The organism is Chitinivorax tropicus, from assembly GCF_014202905.1.
In the GTDB taxonomy this organism is placed as follows: domain Bacteria; phylum Pseudomonadota; class Gammaproteobacteria; order Burkholderiales; family SCOH01; genus Chitinivorax; species Chitinivorax tropicus.
Window position 1 is genome coordinate 96,682 of the sequence record NZ_JACHHY010000006.1, and the last position, 12,984, is coordinate 109,665.

At 54.8% G+C, this 12,984-nt stretch carries 12 protein-coding genes; 8 read left to right on the forward strand and 4 right to left on the reverse strand.

Annotated features, from left to right (window positions below):
- The first annotated feature begins 123 nt into the window (after window positions 1-123).
- The 7 genes from HNQ59_RS06285 (at window position 124) to purD (ending at window position 6,665) form a co-directional block, all read left to right on the forward strand.
- On the forward strand, window positions 124-867 hold the full coding sequence (locus tag HNQ59_RS06285; protein ID WP_184036640.1) for a M23 family metallopeptidase: 744 nt from the start codon (window positions 124-126) through the stop codon (window positions 865-867).
- The gene (locus tag HNQ59_RS06290; protein WP_184036642.1) at window positions 867-1,055 is read left to right on the forward strand and encodes a protein MIGRI; all 189 of its coding nucleotides are present in this window, start codon (window positions 867-869) and stop codon (window positions 1,053-1,055) included. Before HNQ59_RS06285 ends, HNQ59_RS06290 begins: the two co-directional genes overlap by 1 nt.
- A 92-nt stretch (window positions 1,056-1,147) precedes the next feature.
- Window positions 1,148-1,987, forward strand: coding sequence for an EpsD family peptidyl-prolyl cis-trans isomerase (locus tag HNQ59_RS06295; RefSeq protein ID WP_184036645.1), 840 nt, complete (start codon window positions 1,148-1,150; stop codon window positions 1,985-1,987).
- Window positions 1,988-2,244: 257 nt separating this feature from the next.
- Complete coding sequence (dusB, locus tag HNQ59_RS06300; protein WP_184036647.1) at window positions 2,245-3,267, forward strand: tRNA dihydrouridine synthase DusB; 1,023 nt, start codon at window positions 2,245-2,247, stop codon at window positions 3,265-3,267.
- A 193-nt stretch (window positions 3,268-3,460) separates the two neighbouring features.
- Window positions 3,461-3,697 carry a DNA-binding transcriptional regulator Fis gene (fis, locus tag HNQ59_RS06305; RefSeq protein WP_184036650.1) on the forward strand — a complete coding sequence of 79 codons (237 nt, stop codon included), beginning with the start codon at window positions 3,461-3,463 and terminating at the stop codon, window positions 3,695-3,697.
- A gap of 60 nt (window positions 3,698-3,757) precedes the next feature.
- Complete coding sequence (purH, locus tag HNQ59_RS06310) at window positions 3,758-5,323, forward strand: bifunctional phosphoribosylaminoimidazolecarboxamide formyltransferase/IMP cyclohydrolase (protein WP_184036801.1); 1,566 nt, start codon at window positions 3,758-3,760, stop codon at window positions 5,321-5,323.
- Window positions 5,324-5,393: 70 nt separating this feature from the next.
- A complete protein-coding gene (purD, locus tag HNQ59_RS06315; RefSeq protein ID WP_184036653.1) occupies window positions 5,394-6,665 on the forward strand; it encodes a phosphoribosylamine--glycine ligase in 1,272 nt (423 codons plus the stop codon).
- 88 nt (window positions 6,666-6,753) lie between these two features.
- Here the strand turns inward: purD and HNQ59_RS06320 are convergent, their stop codons facing one another.
- The 4 genes from HNQ59_RS06320 to HNQ59_RS06335 all read right to left on the reverse strand — a co-directional run bounded on the left by HNQ59_RS06320 (window position 6,754) and on the right by HNQ59_RS06335 (window position 11,961).
- On the reverse strand, window positions 6,754-7,311 hold the full coding sequence (locus tag HNQ59_RS06320) for a GNAT family N-acetyltransferase (protein WP_184036656.1): 558 nt from the start codon (window positions 7,309-7,311) through the stop codon (window positions 6,754-6,756).
- 570 nt (window positions 7,312-7,881) lie between these two features.
- Window positions 7,882-9,183, reverse strand: a complete 1,302-nt coding sequence (gene ccsB, locus HNQ59_RS06325) for a c-type cytochrome biogenesis protein CcsB (protein WP_184036659.1) — start codon at window positions 9,181-9,183, stop codon at window positions 7,882-7,884.
- Between the two features lie 8 nt (window positions 9,184-9,191).
- Window positions 9,192-11,228 carry a cytochrome c biogenesis protein ResB gene (locus tag HNQ59_RS06330; RefSeq protein WP_343074210.1) on the reverse strand — a complete coding sequence of 679 codons (2,037 nt, stop codon included), beginning with the start codon at window positions 11,226-11,228 and terminating at the stop codon, window positions 9,192-9,194.
- A 115-nt stretch (window positions 11,229-11,343) separates the two neighbouring features.
- Complete coding sequence (locus HNQ59_RS06335) at window positions 11,344-11,961, reverse strand: c-type cytochrome (RefSeq protein ID WP_184036662.1); 618 nt, start codon at window positions 11,959-11,961, stop codon at window positions 11,344-11,346.
- A 91-nt stretch (window positions 11,962-12,052) separates the two neighbouring features.
- On the opposite strand from HNQ59_RS06335, the gene yihA reads away from it, so the two are divergent.
- The gene (gene yihA / locus HNQ59_RS06340; protein ID WP_184036805.1) at window positions 12,053-12,643 is read left to right on the forward strand and encodes a ribosome biogenesis GTP-binding protein YihA/YsxC; all 591 of its coding nucleotides are present in this window, start codon (window positions 12,053-12,055) and stop codon (window positions 12,641-12,643) included.
- Window positions 12,644-12,984 lie beyond the last annotated feature (341 nt).

Genomic DNA, 12,984 nt, shown 5'->3' on the forward strand with positions numbered 1-12,984 from the left:
AAGATTGGATTGTGCTTTGGACTTGTCTCGGTTATTCGCGTCATGCAGCCCCATTTACCACGGCGGGTAGCCCCAGCCGATACTCGATATATACAGCGGCAACGGCGGCAGACGTTATTGATCATGTCGGCTGTGTTGTTTGGCTTTGGCCTGATTGGTTATGGCGTGTTACATGAGCGGGAGCCCAATCCGATGGCCGCCGATTCACCCGGGCCCGTGGATGATGACCCCTTCGAGCAGGACGATCTCCGTCTCCGGTTGGAGCTGTTGCAGGCTCAATGGCGACGTTTGGAGTCACTGCTGCTGGCACAGCCGGACAACCAACACAGTGCTGCTGCGATGACACCTGCTGTCGCATTGGCATTGCAGCCAATCGGAGCCTTGTCAAATGAGGAGTTGCAGCGCCGGTTGAGTGTGCTGACAACGGCTTTGGGCGAGCGATTGGCAGAATTGAAAGAGCTGAAAAGACAAGGCGTGCAGCGATTGCTGCCGGTTGCGGGGATTCAGCCCACGTCAGATTTTGGTTTGCGGATCGATCCGGTCAGCGGGAAATTGGCCATGCATAATGGCATCGACTTCAAGGCACCAATCGGGACGGCCATTCTGGCGATGGAAGCAGGTAAAGTCAAAAGTGCAGGGTTGACACCCCAATTCGGCTGGACAGTCGAGCTGGAGCACGCAAATGGCTTGACCACCCGATATGCGCATGCGCTTCGGCTATTGGTCTTTAAAGGACAGCAGGTGGCAGAGGGGCAGAAGATCGCTGAGGTGGGTTCCAGCGGCAAGTCAACCGGCGCGCATCTGCATTTCGAAGTGCGATACAACGGCGTGCCGGTCAATCCTCGTCGTTTCCTGGCGTTGCGCTGATGCTGGGGCGATTGTTCAAATTCGCCCTGCTGGCGCTGGTGCTGGCCATGGTATTCCGATGGGTGCTCAAGCCCACGCAACGCGCCAAGGTCAGCGAGTTTACCCATCTATTGGCTTGGGCGCTGTTGATATCGGGTGGGCTGATCATCTTGGGGCATTATTTGGGTGCGTTTGGCGGATCGGTTTGAGATGACAGTGGGCCAAGCCATGGGTCAAGCTGATCAGTGGATGGGTTGACAGCATGGTGCGACCATGACGGCGGCTGAATAAGGAGAGCAGGATGCGGTGGTTGTGTGGTGCTGCATGTTTGGCATGCGTGTTGGCTGGGTGCGGCAGGGTGGGGGGCAATGGTGACGCCTCCATGCCGTTGGTCCGAGTCGATGAATCATTGATCACCCAAGTGGAATTGGATCGTGCCCTGCAGCGCAGTGGTAAACCCGAGGGCGCAGCCAAGCAGGTGCTGGAAAACATGGTGGATCAACACCTGCTGGCGAGTCAGGCGCAGCGCGAGCATCTGGATCAGGACCCGATGGTGAAAGACGCATTGGAAGCCGCGCGCCGTCAAGTATTGGCGCAAGCGCTGTTGGAGCGGCGCGGGCCGGTGCAGCCTACCGAGGCCGAGATTGCAGCCTACTACGATCGACAGACTGTGTTGTTCAGCGCCAGACGTGTGTTTGGCTTCCAAAGCATATCGATCGCAGAACCCAAGCCCGGCCTGGAGTCCCGTCTCAAGCAGGATTTACAGTCAGGGCTGGGATTGAGCGAGCTGGTCAGCGGGCTGGAGCGTGTTGGCTATAAGTTGCGCACGGCTGAAGGGACGGCGGGGCCGGAGCAATTTCCAGCCTACCTATATGAAGACCTGAAGCAAGTGGAGCCTGGCCAGATCGTGGTTGCCGGGAATGACCAGACGTTGACGGTACTGAACATTCTGTCCGCCAAACCCCGCCCACTGAGCCTGAGCGAAGCCAAGCCGATCATTACCCGGTATTTGGTCGAACTGGGTCGGGAAGAGTCTGCAAAGCAACTGGTCAAATCACTGCGGCAATCGATACGGGTGGATTACCTGACGCGCGAGCAAGCCTTGGCGATGGGAAGCGTCATTACCTTGCCTCCGCAATGATCGGGCCTGTGGGCGTATCACCTGCTTGGTGCGCCCATCCATCAAGCGGAATCAACCTCAGCCCACGTTGCAAGCCTGTGGCGGCTGTCAGGCGCATCATTCGTCATTTGCCTGGTCTGCACTGCACCGCAGCATCCCTGAATTGAAAAGTGCTAAATGCCGAATATGGAAAGTCCCGCTTAAAAAATGTGCAAAATGTCTTTGGCGAGTTGCGCTGAAACGATTAAAATACGCACCTTTCCGCCCAAAAGACCGTCATGCAGATCGGCCCTTATACCTTGAAAAACAATCTGATCGTTGCGCCCATGGCGGGGGTGACAGATCGACCGTTTCGCATGTTGTGTAAGCGCTTTGGGGCAGGGCACGCAGTCAGCGAGATGATCACTTCCAACTCGCTGCTCTGGGGTTCGGAAAAGACAAAACGTCGCGCCGATCATCAAGGTGAAATGGCACCGATATCAGTACAGATCGCAGGCGGCATACCGGCTCAAATGGCCGAGGCGGCTCGGGTGAATGTGGCGCATGGCGCACAGATCATCGATATCAACATGGGCTGCCCAGCCAAGAAAGTCTGCAATGTGATGGCTGGCTCAGCACTGCTGCAGCATGAGTCTCTGGTGGCGGAAATCCTGGATGCCGTGGTTGGGGCGGTTGATGTGCCGGTGACATTGAAAACCCGGCTTGGGTTTCGTCGCGGAGAGGAAAACATCCTACGCATTGCCAAGCTGGCTGAAAATGCCGGCATTGCCGCACTGGCGGTACATGGACGCACCCGTGAAGACATGTACAACGGCACCGCCCGTTATGAGCTGATCCGCGAGGTGAAGCGCAGTATTCGCATTCCAGTCATTGCCAATGGCGATATCGGCACACCACAGAAAGCCAGCGAAGTGCTTTCCGCGACGGGTGCTGACGCGATCATGATAGGACGGGCCGCACAAGGCCGGCCATGGATCTTTCGTGAAATCGCCCATTATCTGTCCACTGGCCAGCTATTGCCGGCCCCGGCGGTCGCTGAAATTCGCGGGGTGTTGCTAGAGCACCTCGATGATCTGCATCAATTCTATGGCGAGTATTCAGGGGTGCGGATCGCCCGCAAGCATATTGCTTGGTACACCAAAGGCCTGCGTGGTTCCAACGAATTCCGACAGGCCATGTATCAGCTGGAGTCAACCACCGAGCAGCATCAGGCTGTGCAGGCCTATTTTGACCAACTTGCGGAACAGGGTGAGCGCTTGGTGTATGAGCAAGAAGCAGCGTCTGAACCACTGGCAGCATGAATAACGGGCTATCCGGACCTTACCAGGGGCACGACTGAAACAGTACACCAGATGGGCAGATCGCGCTGATGGTGTGCTTTCAATCATGCTTTCTGGCAACACAGGATGCGCATGATCTCCGGCGCCCAAGGCCAGACCTGTCAGACCCGTTTGAACGGGCACGGCTGGCAATATCGACATAATAGGGAAAGGTATGCAAGGTAACGAGCAAATCTCGACCGCAGTGAAGCGGGCGATGGAACAGTATTTCCGCGATCTTGATGGCGAGGCGCCTTCAGCCATCTATGACATGGTGCTGGCCTGTGTGGAAAAGCCGCTGCTTGAAGTGGTGTTGTCACATGCCCAAGGCAACCAGACCAAAGCAGCAGAGCTGCTGGGTATCAACCGCAACACCTTGCGCAAGAAGCTGAAAGAATACGATCTCGCATAAGGCGCTGATCTATATTGATCTTTATCCAAATCTGACTCACCCGTAACGACGATTGCCATGATGACCAAAATTCAACGAGCCCTGATCAGCGTGTCCGATAAAACTGGCGTGCTGGAGTTTGCCAAAAGCCTGGCCGCTTTCGGTGTCGAAATCCTCTCTACCGGCGGTACCGCCAAATTGCTTGCGGACGCGGGCTTGAAGGTCATCGAAGTGGCCGATTACACGGGTTTCCCTGAGATGTTGGATGGGCGAGTCAAAACTTTGCATCCGAAGATCCATGGCGGCATTCTGGGGCGCCGTGATCTGGCTGCCCATGTCACCACCATGGCACAACATGGCATCGGCAATATCGACTTGGTCTGTGTCAATTTGTATCCCTTCACCCAAACGGTTGCCAAGCCTGATTGCTCGTTGGACGACGCGATCGAGAACATCGATATCGGTGGGCCGGCCATGGTGCGCTCCGCAGCCAAAAACCACGCTCATGTCGCCATTGTGACCGATGCCGCAGACTACTCCGCATTGATTGAAGAAATGCGGGCCAACGAAGGTGCATTGGGCCTGCCAACCCGTTATAAGCTGGCTTGCAAGGCCTTCTCCCATACCGCAGCTTATGACAGCGCAATCAGCAACTATCTGACGGGTCGTAATCATGAGAACCAGCCGACGGCTGATTTTCCTGATCGTTTCAACATCAACGTCGAAAAAGTGCAGGACATGCGCTATGGCGAGAATCCTCACCAAAAGGCCGCGTTCTACCGTGATCTGGCAGCTGTGCCTGGCGGCATTGCCAGCTATACCCAACATCAGGGTAAAGAGCTCAGCTATAACAATATTGCTGACGCAGACGCAGCCTGGGAAGCGGTCAAGACCTTTGACCAGACGGCTTGCGTGATCGTCAAGCACGCCAACCCTTGCGGCATTGCCGTGGCCAATGACACGCTGACCGCCTACAAGCTGGCTTTTGCCACCGACACCACCAGCGCTTTTGGTGGCATCATCGCATTTAATCGTGAAGTCGATGTTGCGACTGCTGAAGCCGTTTCCGCCCAGTTTCTGGAAGTGTTGATCGCACCTGCCTATACCGCTGAAGCACGAGCCTTGTTGTCCAAGAAGGTCAATGTGCGTGTGTTGGAAGTGCCGCTGGATGCGGGCCACAACCCCTATGATCTGAAGCGGGTTGGTGGTGGCTTGCTGGTGCAAAGCGCAGATATCCGTAATGTAGGATTGGACGAATTGAAAGTGGTGACCAAGCGTCAGCCCACCCCTGCCGAGCTGCAAGACCTGTTGTTTGCATGGCGCGTGGCCAAGTTCGTCAAGTCGAATGCCATCGTGTTCGCAAAAAATGGCCAGACGGCTGGCATTGGGGCTGGCCAGATGAGCCGGGTGGATTCCACCAAGATCGCGGCCATCAAAGCGGCGAGCGCGGGTTTGTCGCTGGCTGGGGCGGTTGCAGCCTCGGACGCATTCTTCCCATTCCGCGACGGTGTGGACGTGATTGCTGAAAACGGCATCAAAGCAATCATCCAGCCTGGCGGATCAGTTCGTGATGAGGAAGTATTTGCAGCGGCAGACGAGCACGGTATTGCCATGGTGTTGACGGGCACACGTCATTTCCGTCATTGAAATGGACTGTCATGGCCCTGCCTGAGCGGGGCTGAATCCCTTTTTTGAATTGCTCGAACAGGATTGTTTGATGAAAGTACTGGTCATCGGCTCTGGCGGTCGTGAACATGCGCTGGCGTGGAAGCTTGCGCAGTCGCCGAAAGTGCAGCGGGTTTACGTTGCCCCGGGCAATGCGGGCACGGCACAGGAAGAAGGGGTGGTGAATGTCGAGATCACCGCCATTGCAGACCTGATCACGTTTGTGAAACAAGAAAACATCGAGCTGACCGTGGTTGGCCCAGAGGCGCCCTTGTCGCAAGGCGTGGTGGATGCGTTCCGAGCGGAGGGTTTGAAGATTTTCGGCCCTACTCGTAGTGCGGCACAGTTGGAATGGTCCAAGGACTATGCCAAAGCCTTCATGACCCGCCATGGTATTCCCACCGCACAGTATCGCACCTTTGCTGTTGCCGAAGAGGCACACGATTACGTGGCCAGCCGTGGCGCGCCGATTGTGATCAAAGCAGATGGTTTGGCTGCGGGCAAGGGCGTCATTGTCGCCATGACATTGGATGAGGCGCACGCTGCCATTGACGCCATGCTGCTCGACAACAAGATGGGCGATGCGGGCGCAAGGGTGGTGATCGAGGACTTCCTGGCTGGCGAAGAGGCCAGTTTCATTGTGATGGTGGATGGACAGCATGTGTTGGCCTTGGCCACCAGCCAGGACCACAAGCGCCTGCTGGATGCAGACCAAGGCCCGAATACAGGTGGAATGGGGGCATATTCGCCTGCGCCGATCGTCACTCCGGAAGTCCATGCTCGGGTGATGCGAGAGGTGATCCTGCCTACAGTGGCGGGTATGGCAAAAGACGGCATTCCCTATACCGGCTTTCTGTATGCAGGGCTGATGATCAGCGAAGATGGCAAGGTCAATGTTGTCGAATTCAACTGCCGTATGGGTGATCCGGAAACCCAACCCATCATGTTCCGCCTGAAGTCAGATCTGGTGGATCTGGTGGAGGCTGCTGTGGAGAGTCGTTTGGACAAGGCAGAGGCAGAGTGGGATCGCCGGGTGGCATTGGGCGTGGTATTGGCCGCTGCCGGGTATCCAGACAGCCCGCGCAAGGGAGATGTCATTGCGTGCAATGCGAAAGACAACGAAGATGCCCATGTCTTTCATGCGGGCACAGTGTTGAATGATCAGCGACAGGTTGTCGTCAGCGGTGGGCGTGTATTGTGTGTCACAGCGTTAGGGGATAGCGTCCGCATTGCACAGAAGCGTGCCTACGAGATGGCCGAACAGATCAGTTTTGCTGGCATGCAATACCGTAAGGACATCGGCCACCGGGCCATCAAGAAATGATGTAGGTGATGTCCAGATCAACAAAAAGGCAGCCTCGGCTGCCTTTTGTTTTGTGCCATGTCTGATCCATGCAGCCGCTGCCTGCAGGTCAGGGTTTCAACATGTTGGTATTGGTCAGCGACGTCAGTATATGGTCGGCCCACTTGCCGTTGATATACAGGTAATCTCGCGCATAGCCTTCCACCGTAAAGCCCAGTCGCCTGAGCAGATTGCCGCTGCGCTCGTTGGTTGGCATGTAGTTGGCCTGGACGCGGTGCATGCCCAACTCGGTAAATGCATAATCGACGACCAACCGGACGGCGCGGGTGGCGATGCCTTTACCTTGCGCATGCTCGTCCAGCTCATAGCCAATGAAGCAGGCCTGAAACGGCCCGCGTTGGATGCCGGAAATGCCAATCGAGCCGATGACTTGCCTTCCATCGAACACATAGAGCTTACAACCACGGCCTTGTAGGAATTCATCCCATTGACTGGTCAACCGAGCAGGCCATGCCTCCAATTCCAGCATCGAATCAGGCCATGGGGGCGAAAAGGGCTGCAGGAAGGCTTGGTTGCGTTGGTAAAATTCAACCAACGTATGGATATCACTATCGTTGGCCATGCGCAGTGTCAAGCCCTCATCTCGGAGAACGGGTGGTTGTTTCATCACTGTGTGTCCTGTTGGCGGTGAAAAGCAGGTACTGTTGGACAGGCTGGGTGCAGTCCAGCGGGTGCGCCCAAAATCTAGGGCTTTCAATGGCCTTGGCATCATTTTGGTGTGGTCAAAGTCGGTCAATTACCGTTTTGCAATCAACAGAACCTGAGAAGCGGATGTATTGTGCTGGTATTGCCTGAGTCAACCAAACGCCATTATCCGAAACTTGAAAGCGCAGCCTATCCAGCTGCATGGCAGCGCTGGCCATGCTCAACACAGCCGGCATGCCATGGTGTGCTCTCAGCCGGGGCAGCAGTCTATCAAGAATCAAGCCACTTTGGCATCGGGCGGCGAAACATGGTGTGCGCATCTTGCGGGCGCATACCAGGACAGGGCAATTCTACATCCGTAAGGAGGTGGGCCTCGATCAACCTCGATTACTGTTGTCCTGCGCCCGCTTTCGACAGGGCATGAAAAGTACCTGGCCAGATCGGCTGCGGTAGGTCTTCCAGATCGGCAGCACCAGAAAAAGTGGCCGGGTATCTAAACCCGACCACCTCAAAGCATCAAATGTTTGGGCGCTTACAGCGAGCCATATGAATGCAAACCTGTCAGGAACATATTGACGCCCAGGAAGGCAAATGTAGTGACGAACAAGCCGATGATGGCCCACCATGCCAACATGGTGCCACGCAAGCCTTTCATCAGGCGCATGTGTAGCCAGGCCGCGTAATTCAGCCAGACAATCAAGGCCCAGGTTTCTTTCGGGTCCCAAGACCAGTAGCCGCCCCAGGCATCCGCAGCCCACATGGCACCCAGCACCGTGGCAATGGTGAAAAAAGCAAAACCGATGGCGATGGCTTTGTAACTGATTTCTTCAATCAGGGCCGGTTGCGGCAGGAATCGAGCCAATTTGCCGCGATTGACCTGAACCAACAGCAGCACCGCGACGGTCAGGCAGGCTTTCCCCCAATAGTGGGCGCCATCTGCCCATGCACCCTCCACCACATTCAATGCGATGCCAGCGGCACTCAGCAGGACGATGGCGATCCAATAGCGCAATGTATGTTGAGTGGTGCCTGTTGCAAGCAAGTAGGCTATGCCCAGCATGGCCGACATAGCAAAGGCGCCATAGCCGACGAAGTTTGCTGGCACATGTAGCTTCATCCACCATGATTGCAACGCGGGGATCAAGGGTTGGATCTCGTGTGCCTGACGATCGAAGGAATACCACAGCAGGAAGCCAACCGCTGCCGAAATCACCAACAGGACAAAAGCACCGAGCTGGCGGGAAGCGTAACGCGCTTCGTAAAAAAGATACATCAACGCGGTGATCAGGCAGAACAGTACAAAGACTTCGTAGAGATTGGAGACAGGGATGTGGCCGACATCCGGCCCCAGCAGATAGCTCTCAAACCAGCGAACCAGCATGCCCGCCAGCCCCATTGTGACAGCGGACCATGTCAAACCAGTGCCCGTCTTGTTGGCAAATTCGCTACGGCTGAGCAAGCCCAGCCAATATGCGCCGGTTGCCAGGAAGAACAGGGCGCACATCCACATGATGGCTGGCTGGCTGGCAATCAGATATTTGAGCAGAAAAGCCTGGTTGGCGCGATTCAGGTCTCCGCCATATTGCTGGGTGGCAAGCAACGCCAGTATGCCTGATAGTGGTAGTAGCCAACGGATAGGTTTCCAGTACCAGCCAAAGGCAATCAATGCGCAGGCAGAGAAAGCCAGAATGCCTTTCTCATAGCCATCCATGAAGTTGCCATACTGTGTCCAGGCCCATCCGGTGCCAATGATCAGCACCAAGGCATAGAGCCAATCGAACCAATTGAGTCTGGCCAATAGGCTGGGTTCACGGTAAGGGTGGGCGAGTTCCATGGGGCACCTCAATGACGAGCGGCGTGGATGATCTGTTCGATATCCTGCCGGATTTGTGTGAATTCACGTTCAAATTCAGCATGTTTGCGGTTGGCTGACATGGCAAGCACCAATTCAGTCGGCTTGAGCAATATGAACACGCGGCGTTCCCGGATATAGAACATCGCAAATACACCAAGGATCAGCATCAGTGACCCAAGATAGACGATATTCTGCCCAGGTGCGCGTGTGATTTGGAAGCCGCTGGCTTTGACTTCGTCGAAACCCGTGAGTTGCAGATAAATAGGTTCGCCATAGTCGAAACTGGTGCTGAGGGCGACCAGGCTGTCAACGATGAACCGGAAGTGGGCAGGTGACATTTCCTTGGCAGGCAACCCCGCATCTTGACGGGCCAGCTTGTCAGCCTCGATTGCGACACCCTGTAGAATCTGCAGATAGGTTCGGGCAATGGTGTCGCGTTTGTCCGCAGGCACATTGTTGCGTAGCGTCTCATCCAATGCCGGGAAGCCGCCTTGTGCGAATTGCTTCAGCACCCACGATACGCCCAATGCAAATTGCTCGCTGTTTTTGGCGGAGCTTGCGTCGGCGCTCAAAATGGCTGCTTGAGCGGCTTTGATCAGCCGGTCGGTATTGCCAGGCTCTGTCAGTAGAGCTTTGAGGCGCATGAAACCGTTGATTTCCAGATTTTCATCCGCAGGGATGCGCAGATACTGGAACGGCTCACCAGGTTGTGTCCGCATGCCGGTGACAAAATAGCTCTGGCCATCCAACAGCACCGGTTGCATATAGTTCATATACTCGCGCGCCTGCCCTGCTTCGTCGCGGAGTTTGAATTGAATGCTGGGGCCGACATTGCGCAATGTTTTTTCCGAGCGCACCTGCATGGCATTTTCCAGAGCGCTGGACAGCTGCCCAGCCATGCCATTATTGGTAGGTTTGCTTTGGCTGAAATTCTCAATGTTGAAGGGTCGGAAATCACCCAATTCGAGTGAAAAATCCTTGCCACTCAACTTGATAGGCATGATGACTTGAGAGCGGGCTTTGAAGGGGATCGGTTTGCTGCTCGCGCCGCGCAGTGTCCACTGCGCCAGCTCCAGCCCAGAGCCACCATCTCCAAAGCTGGCTTGGTAGATGGCGGCGCCACCGAAGAGCATCGGGTGGTTCACCTTGACCGTACCGACTTTGGTTTTGCCGGTAGCCTTATCGGTCACTTCAATGTCGCTGGCGAACAACTTAGGTTGTCCCGTTGAATAGTGCTCGATATGGAACTGTTTCAGTTTGATGCTGAAAGGTAGCTCCTGAACCATATAGCCGTTGCCAACATTAATGAACATCACATCGGCTTCGCTGCCCGCTGGAATGGTGACATTACCGCGAAAGGCAAGGCTGGTCTCAGGTAATCTGCTGATTTCCGGGACTTTGCTTTGAGGGATGTTCCGGGTTTCGGCATGCTTGGTGCCTAATAATTGCTGCACCTTCAGCGGGATGTTGCCATCCAACAACCCACCAATACAGATGAGGACAATTGCTGCATGCGCAAAGAAATAACCCAGTTTTTGCATGCTACCGGCTTTACCTGCAAGCAGTTCGCCACCGGTGACTTGATCCTGCCGTTTGAATCGATACCCTTTGGCTGTCAGGTATTGCTGTAATTCGGTGCTCAGCGCTGAGCCCGACGATGCCAGTGGGTAGGTCGCTTGGTGCGAGAATGCCTTCAAGGAGTTTTCACTGGCATGTTCGCGGAAGCTGCGCATGTCTTTCAGAAAGCCTGGCAGATTACGATAGATGCACAGACTGGTCGAAATCACCAGAAACAGCAAAATCCCTAGAAACCAGCCGGCATGGTAGACGTCGTATAAGCCCAATATACGAAACACTTCGAACCAGAATGGACCGAATTCGATGGTGTAGGCGGGGTAGGGCTGGTTCTGCTGTAAAACCGTGCCAATGACAGAAGCGATGGCAATCACCGTCAACAATGTGACGGCAAAGCGCATGGAGCTCAACAGCTCATACAGCGCACGGGAAAACGTCTGGCGGCGCAAAATATCAATCCGTTCGAATGCTGGATGTCACTTGCCAATGGCATGCAGGCCGTTTGGCGAATACAAACAAGGGTGGCCTAAGCCACCCTTGCGTGCTTTGATCAACATCAGGTAATCAGCGTAAACCAACCAGATAGTTGGATACCGCTTCGATTTCCTTGTCTGTCATCTTCAGAGCAATTTGACGCATGGTCTCGCCAGGGTCGTTGGCGCGCTCGCCTTTGCGGAACGCATTCAGCTGAGTAATGGTGTACTCAGCATGTTGACCACCCAGGCGAGGGAACTGAGCAGGCATGCCACCACCCTTCGGGCCGTGACAGGCTGCACAGGCCGGTAGCCCGGTAGCCGGATTGCCAACCTTGTAGATCTTCTTGCCCAATTCCTGCAGATCTGGCTTGCTGCCTTCGAGTACCTTGGGCTTCTGCTGGGACAGATAGGCCGATACATTGCGCATATCGTCTTCGGTCAGCGTGGCCGTCATACCAAACATGGTCGGGTTCTTGCGCAGTTTGTTTTCCTTGAATGCTTTCAACTGCTTGAACAGGTACTCCGGATGCTGGCCAGCCAGATTGGGGTTGATCGGCGCACTGCTATTGCCATCGGCGCCATGACAGGCTACACAAACCTGCTGCACGATCTGCTGGCCTTTTGCTGGGTCTGCCTTGGTCTCAGCCACTGCGGCGCCGGACGCTGCCAAACCGGCGATAATGAAGGCCACCATGCGGAATTTCATACGGGCTCCTTGCATCTGCAAAAGTAGATTTCGATTCAAACCTGTTATTCTATCCCAACTTATCAAAGCGATACCAGCGCACGGATTGCGAATGTCACTCTTCTCTCGTTTACAGTTCTACACGACCGTCAATCATATGCGTGATTTGCCCGAAACAAGGGCCGAAATCGCATTCGCAGGGCGGTCCAATGCTGGCAAGTCCAGTGCCATCAACACCCTGGCGAATCATACGCGTTTGGCCTATGTGTCAAAAACACCAGGGCGAACTCAGCATATCAATTATTTTTCATTTGGCGATGAAGCTTATCTAGTTGATTTACCTGGATATGGCTACGCGCAAGTTCCTGCCGCAGTGCGGGCGCATTGGGAAAAATTGCTGGGTCAGTATCTGGCAACCCGAGCCCAGCTTAAAGGGTTGGTTTTGTTGATGGATTCACGCCATCCGCTCAAAGAATTGGATTGGCAGATGTTGGAATGGTTTTTGCCGACAGGGAAACCAGTTCATGTTGTCTTGACCAAGGCGGATAAGTTGACCCGCCAGCAGCAGGCCCTGACATTGAATGCGGTCAAGAAAGCACTGGCAGATCACCCAAACTGTACAGTCCAGTTGTTCTCAAGCTTGAAGAAAACCGGTGTGGAAGCGCTGGAGCAGGCTATTGTGGATTGGATAAAAATGGATTGATATCAATAGTTTAATTTAATTGACAAATTCATTGGAACTCGCAGATGAATGGACTATCTTAGGTAGTAGGCGAGACTTTCCGCCTCCCGCTTCTCCTCCCTGAGCGGGTGCCTTACTCGTTAAGGCGTTTCACCCCGGCTTTCCCCTTTAGGCCGGGGTTTTTCTTTGTGCCGCTGCAACTGTATTTGATGAATACGGCATGCTGAACATTAGCAAGTCCTAAAAAATGCGCTAACATTAATTACCGCGCGTGGGTTTGCGGGTGCTTCCGAGGCTTGCCTGTCCACGCGGTATCGCATAAAAACGAATTGAACCCCGAATAAAATTTCATCGCCGTAACA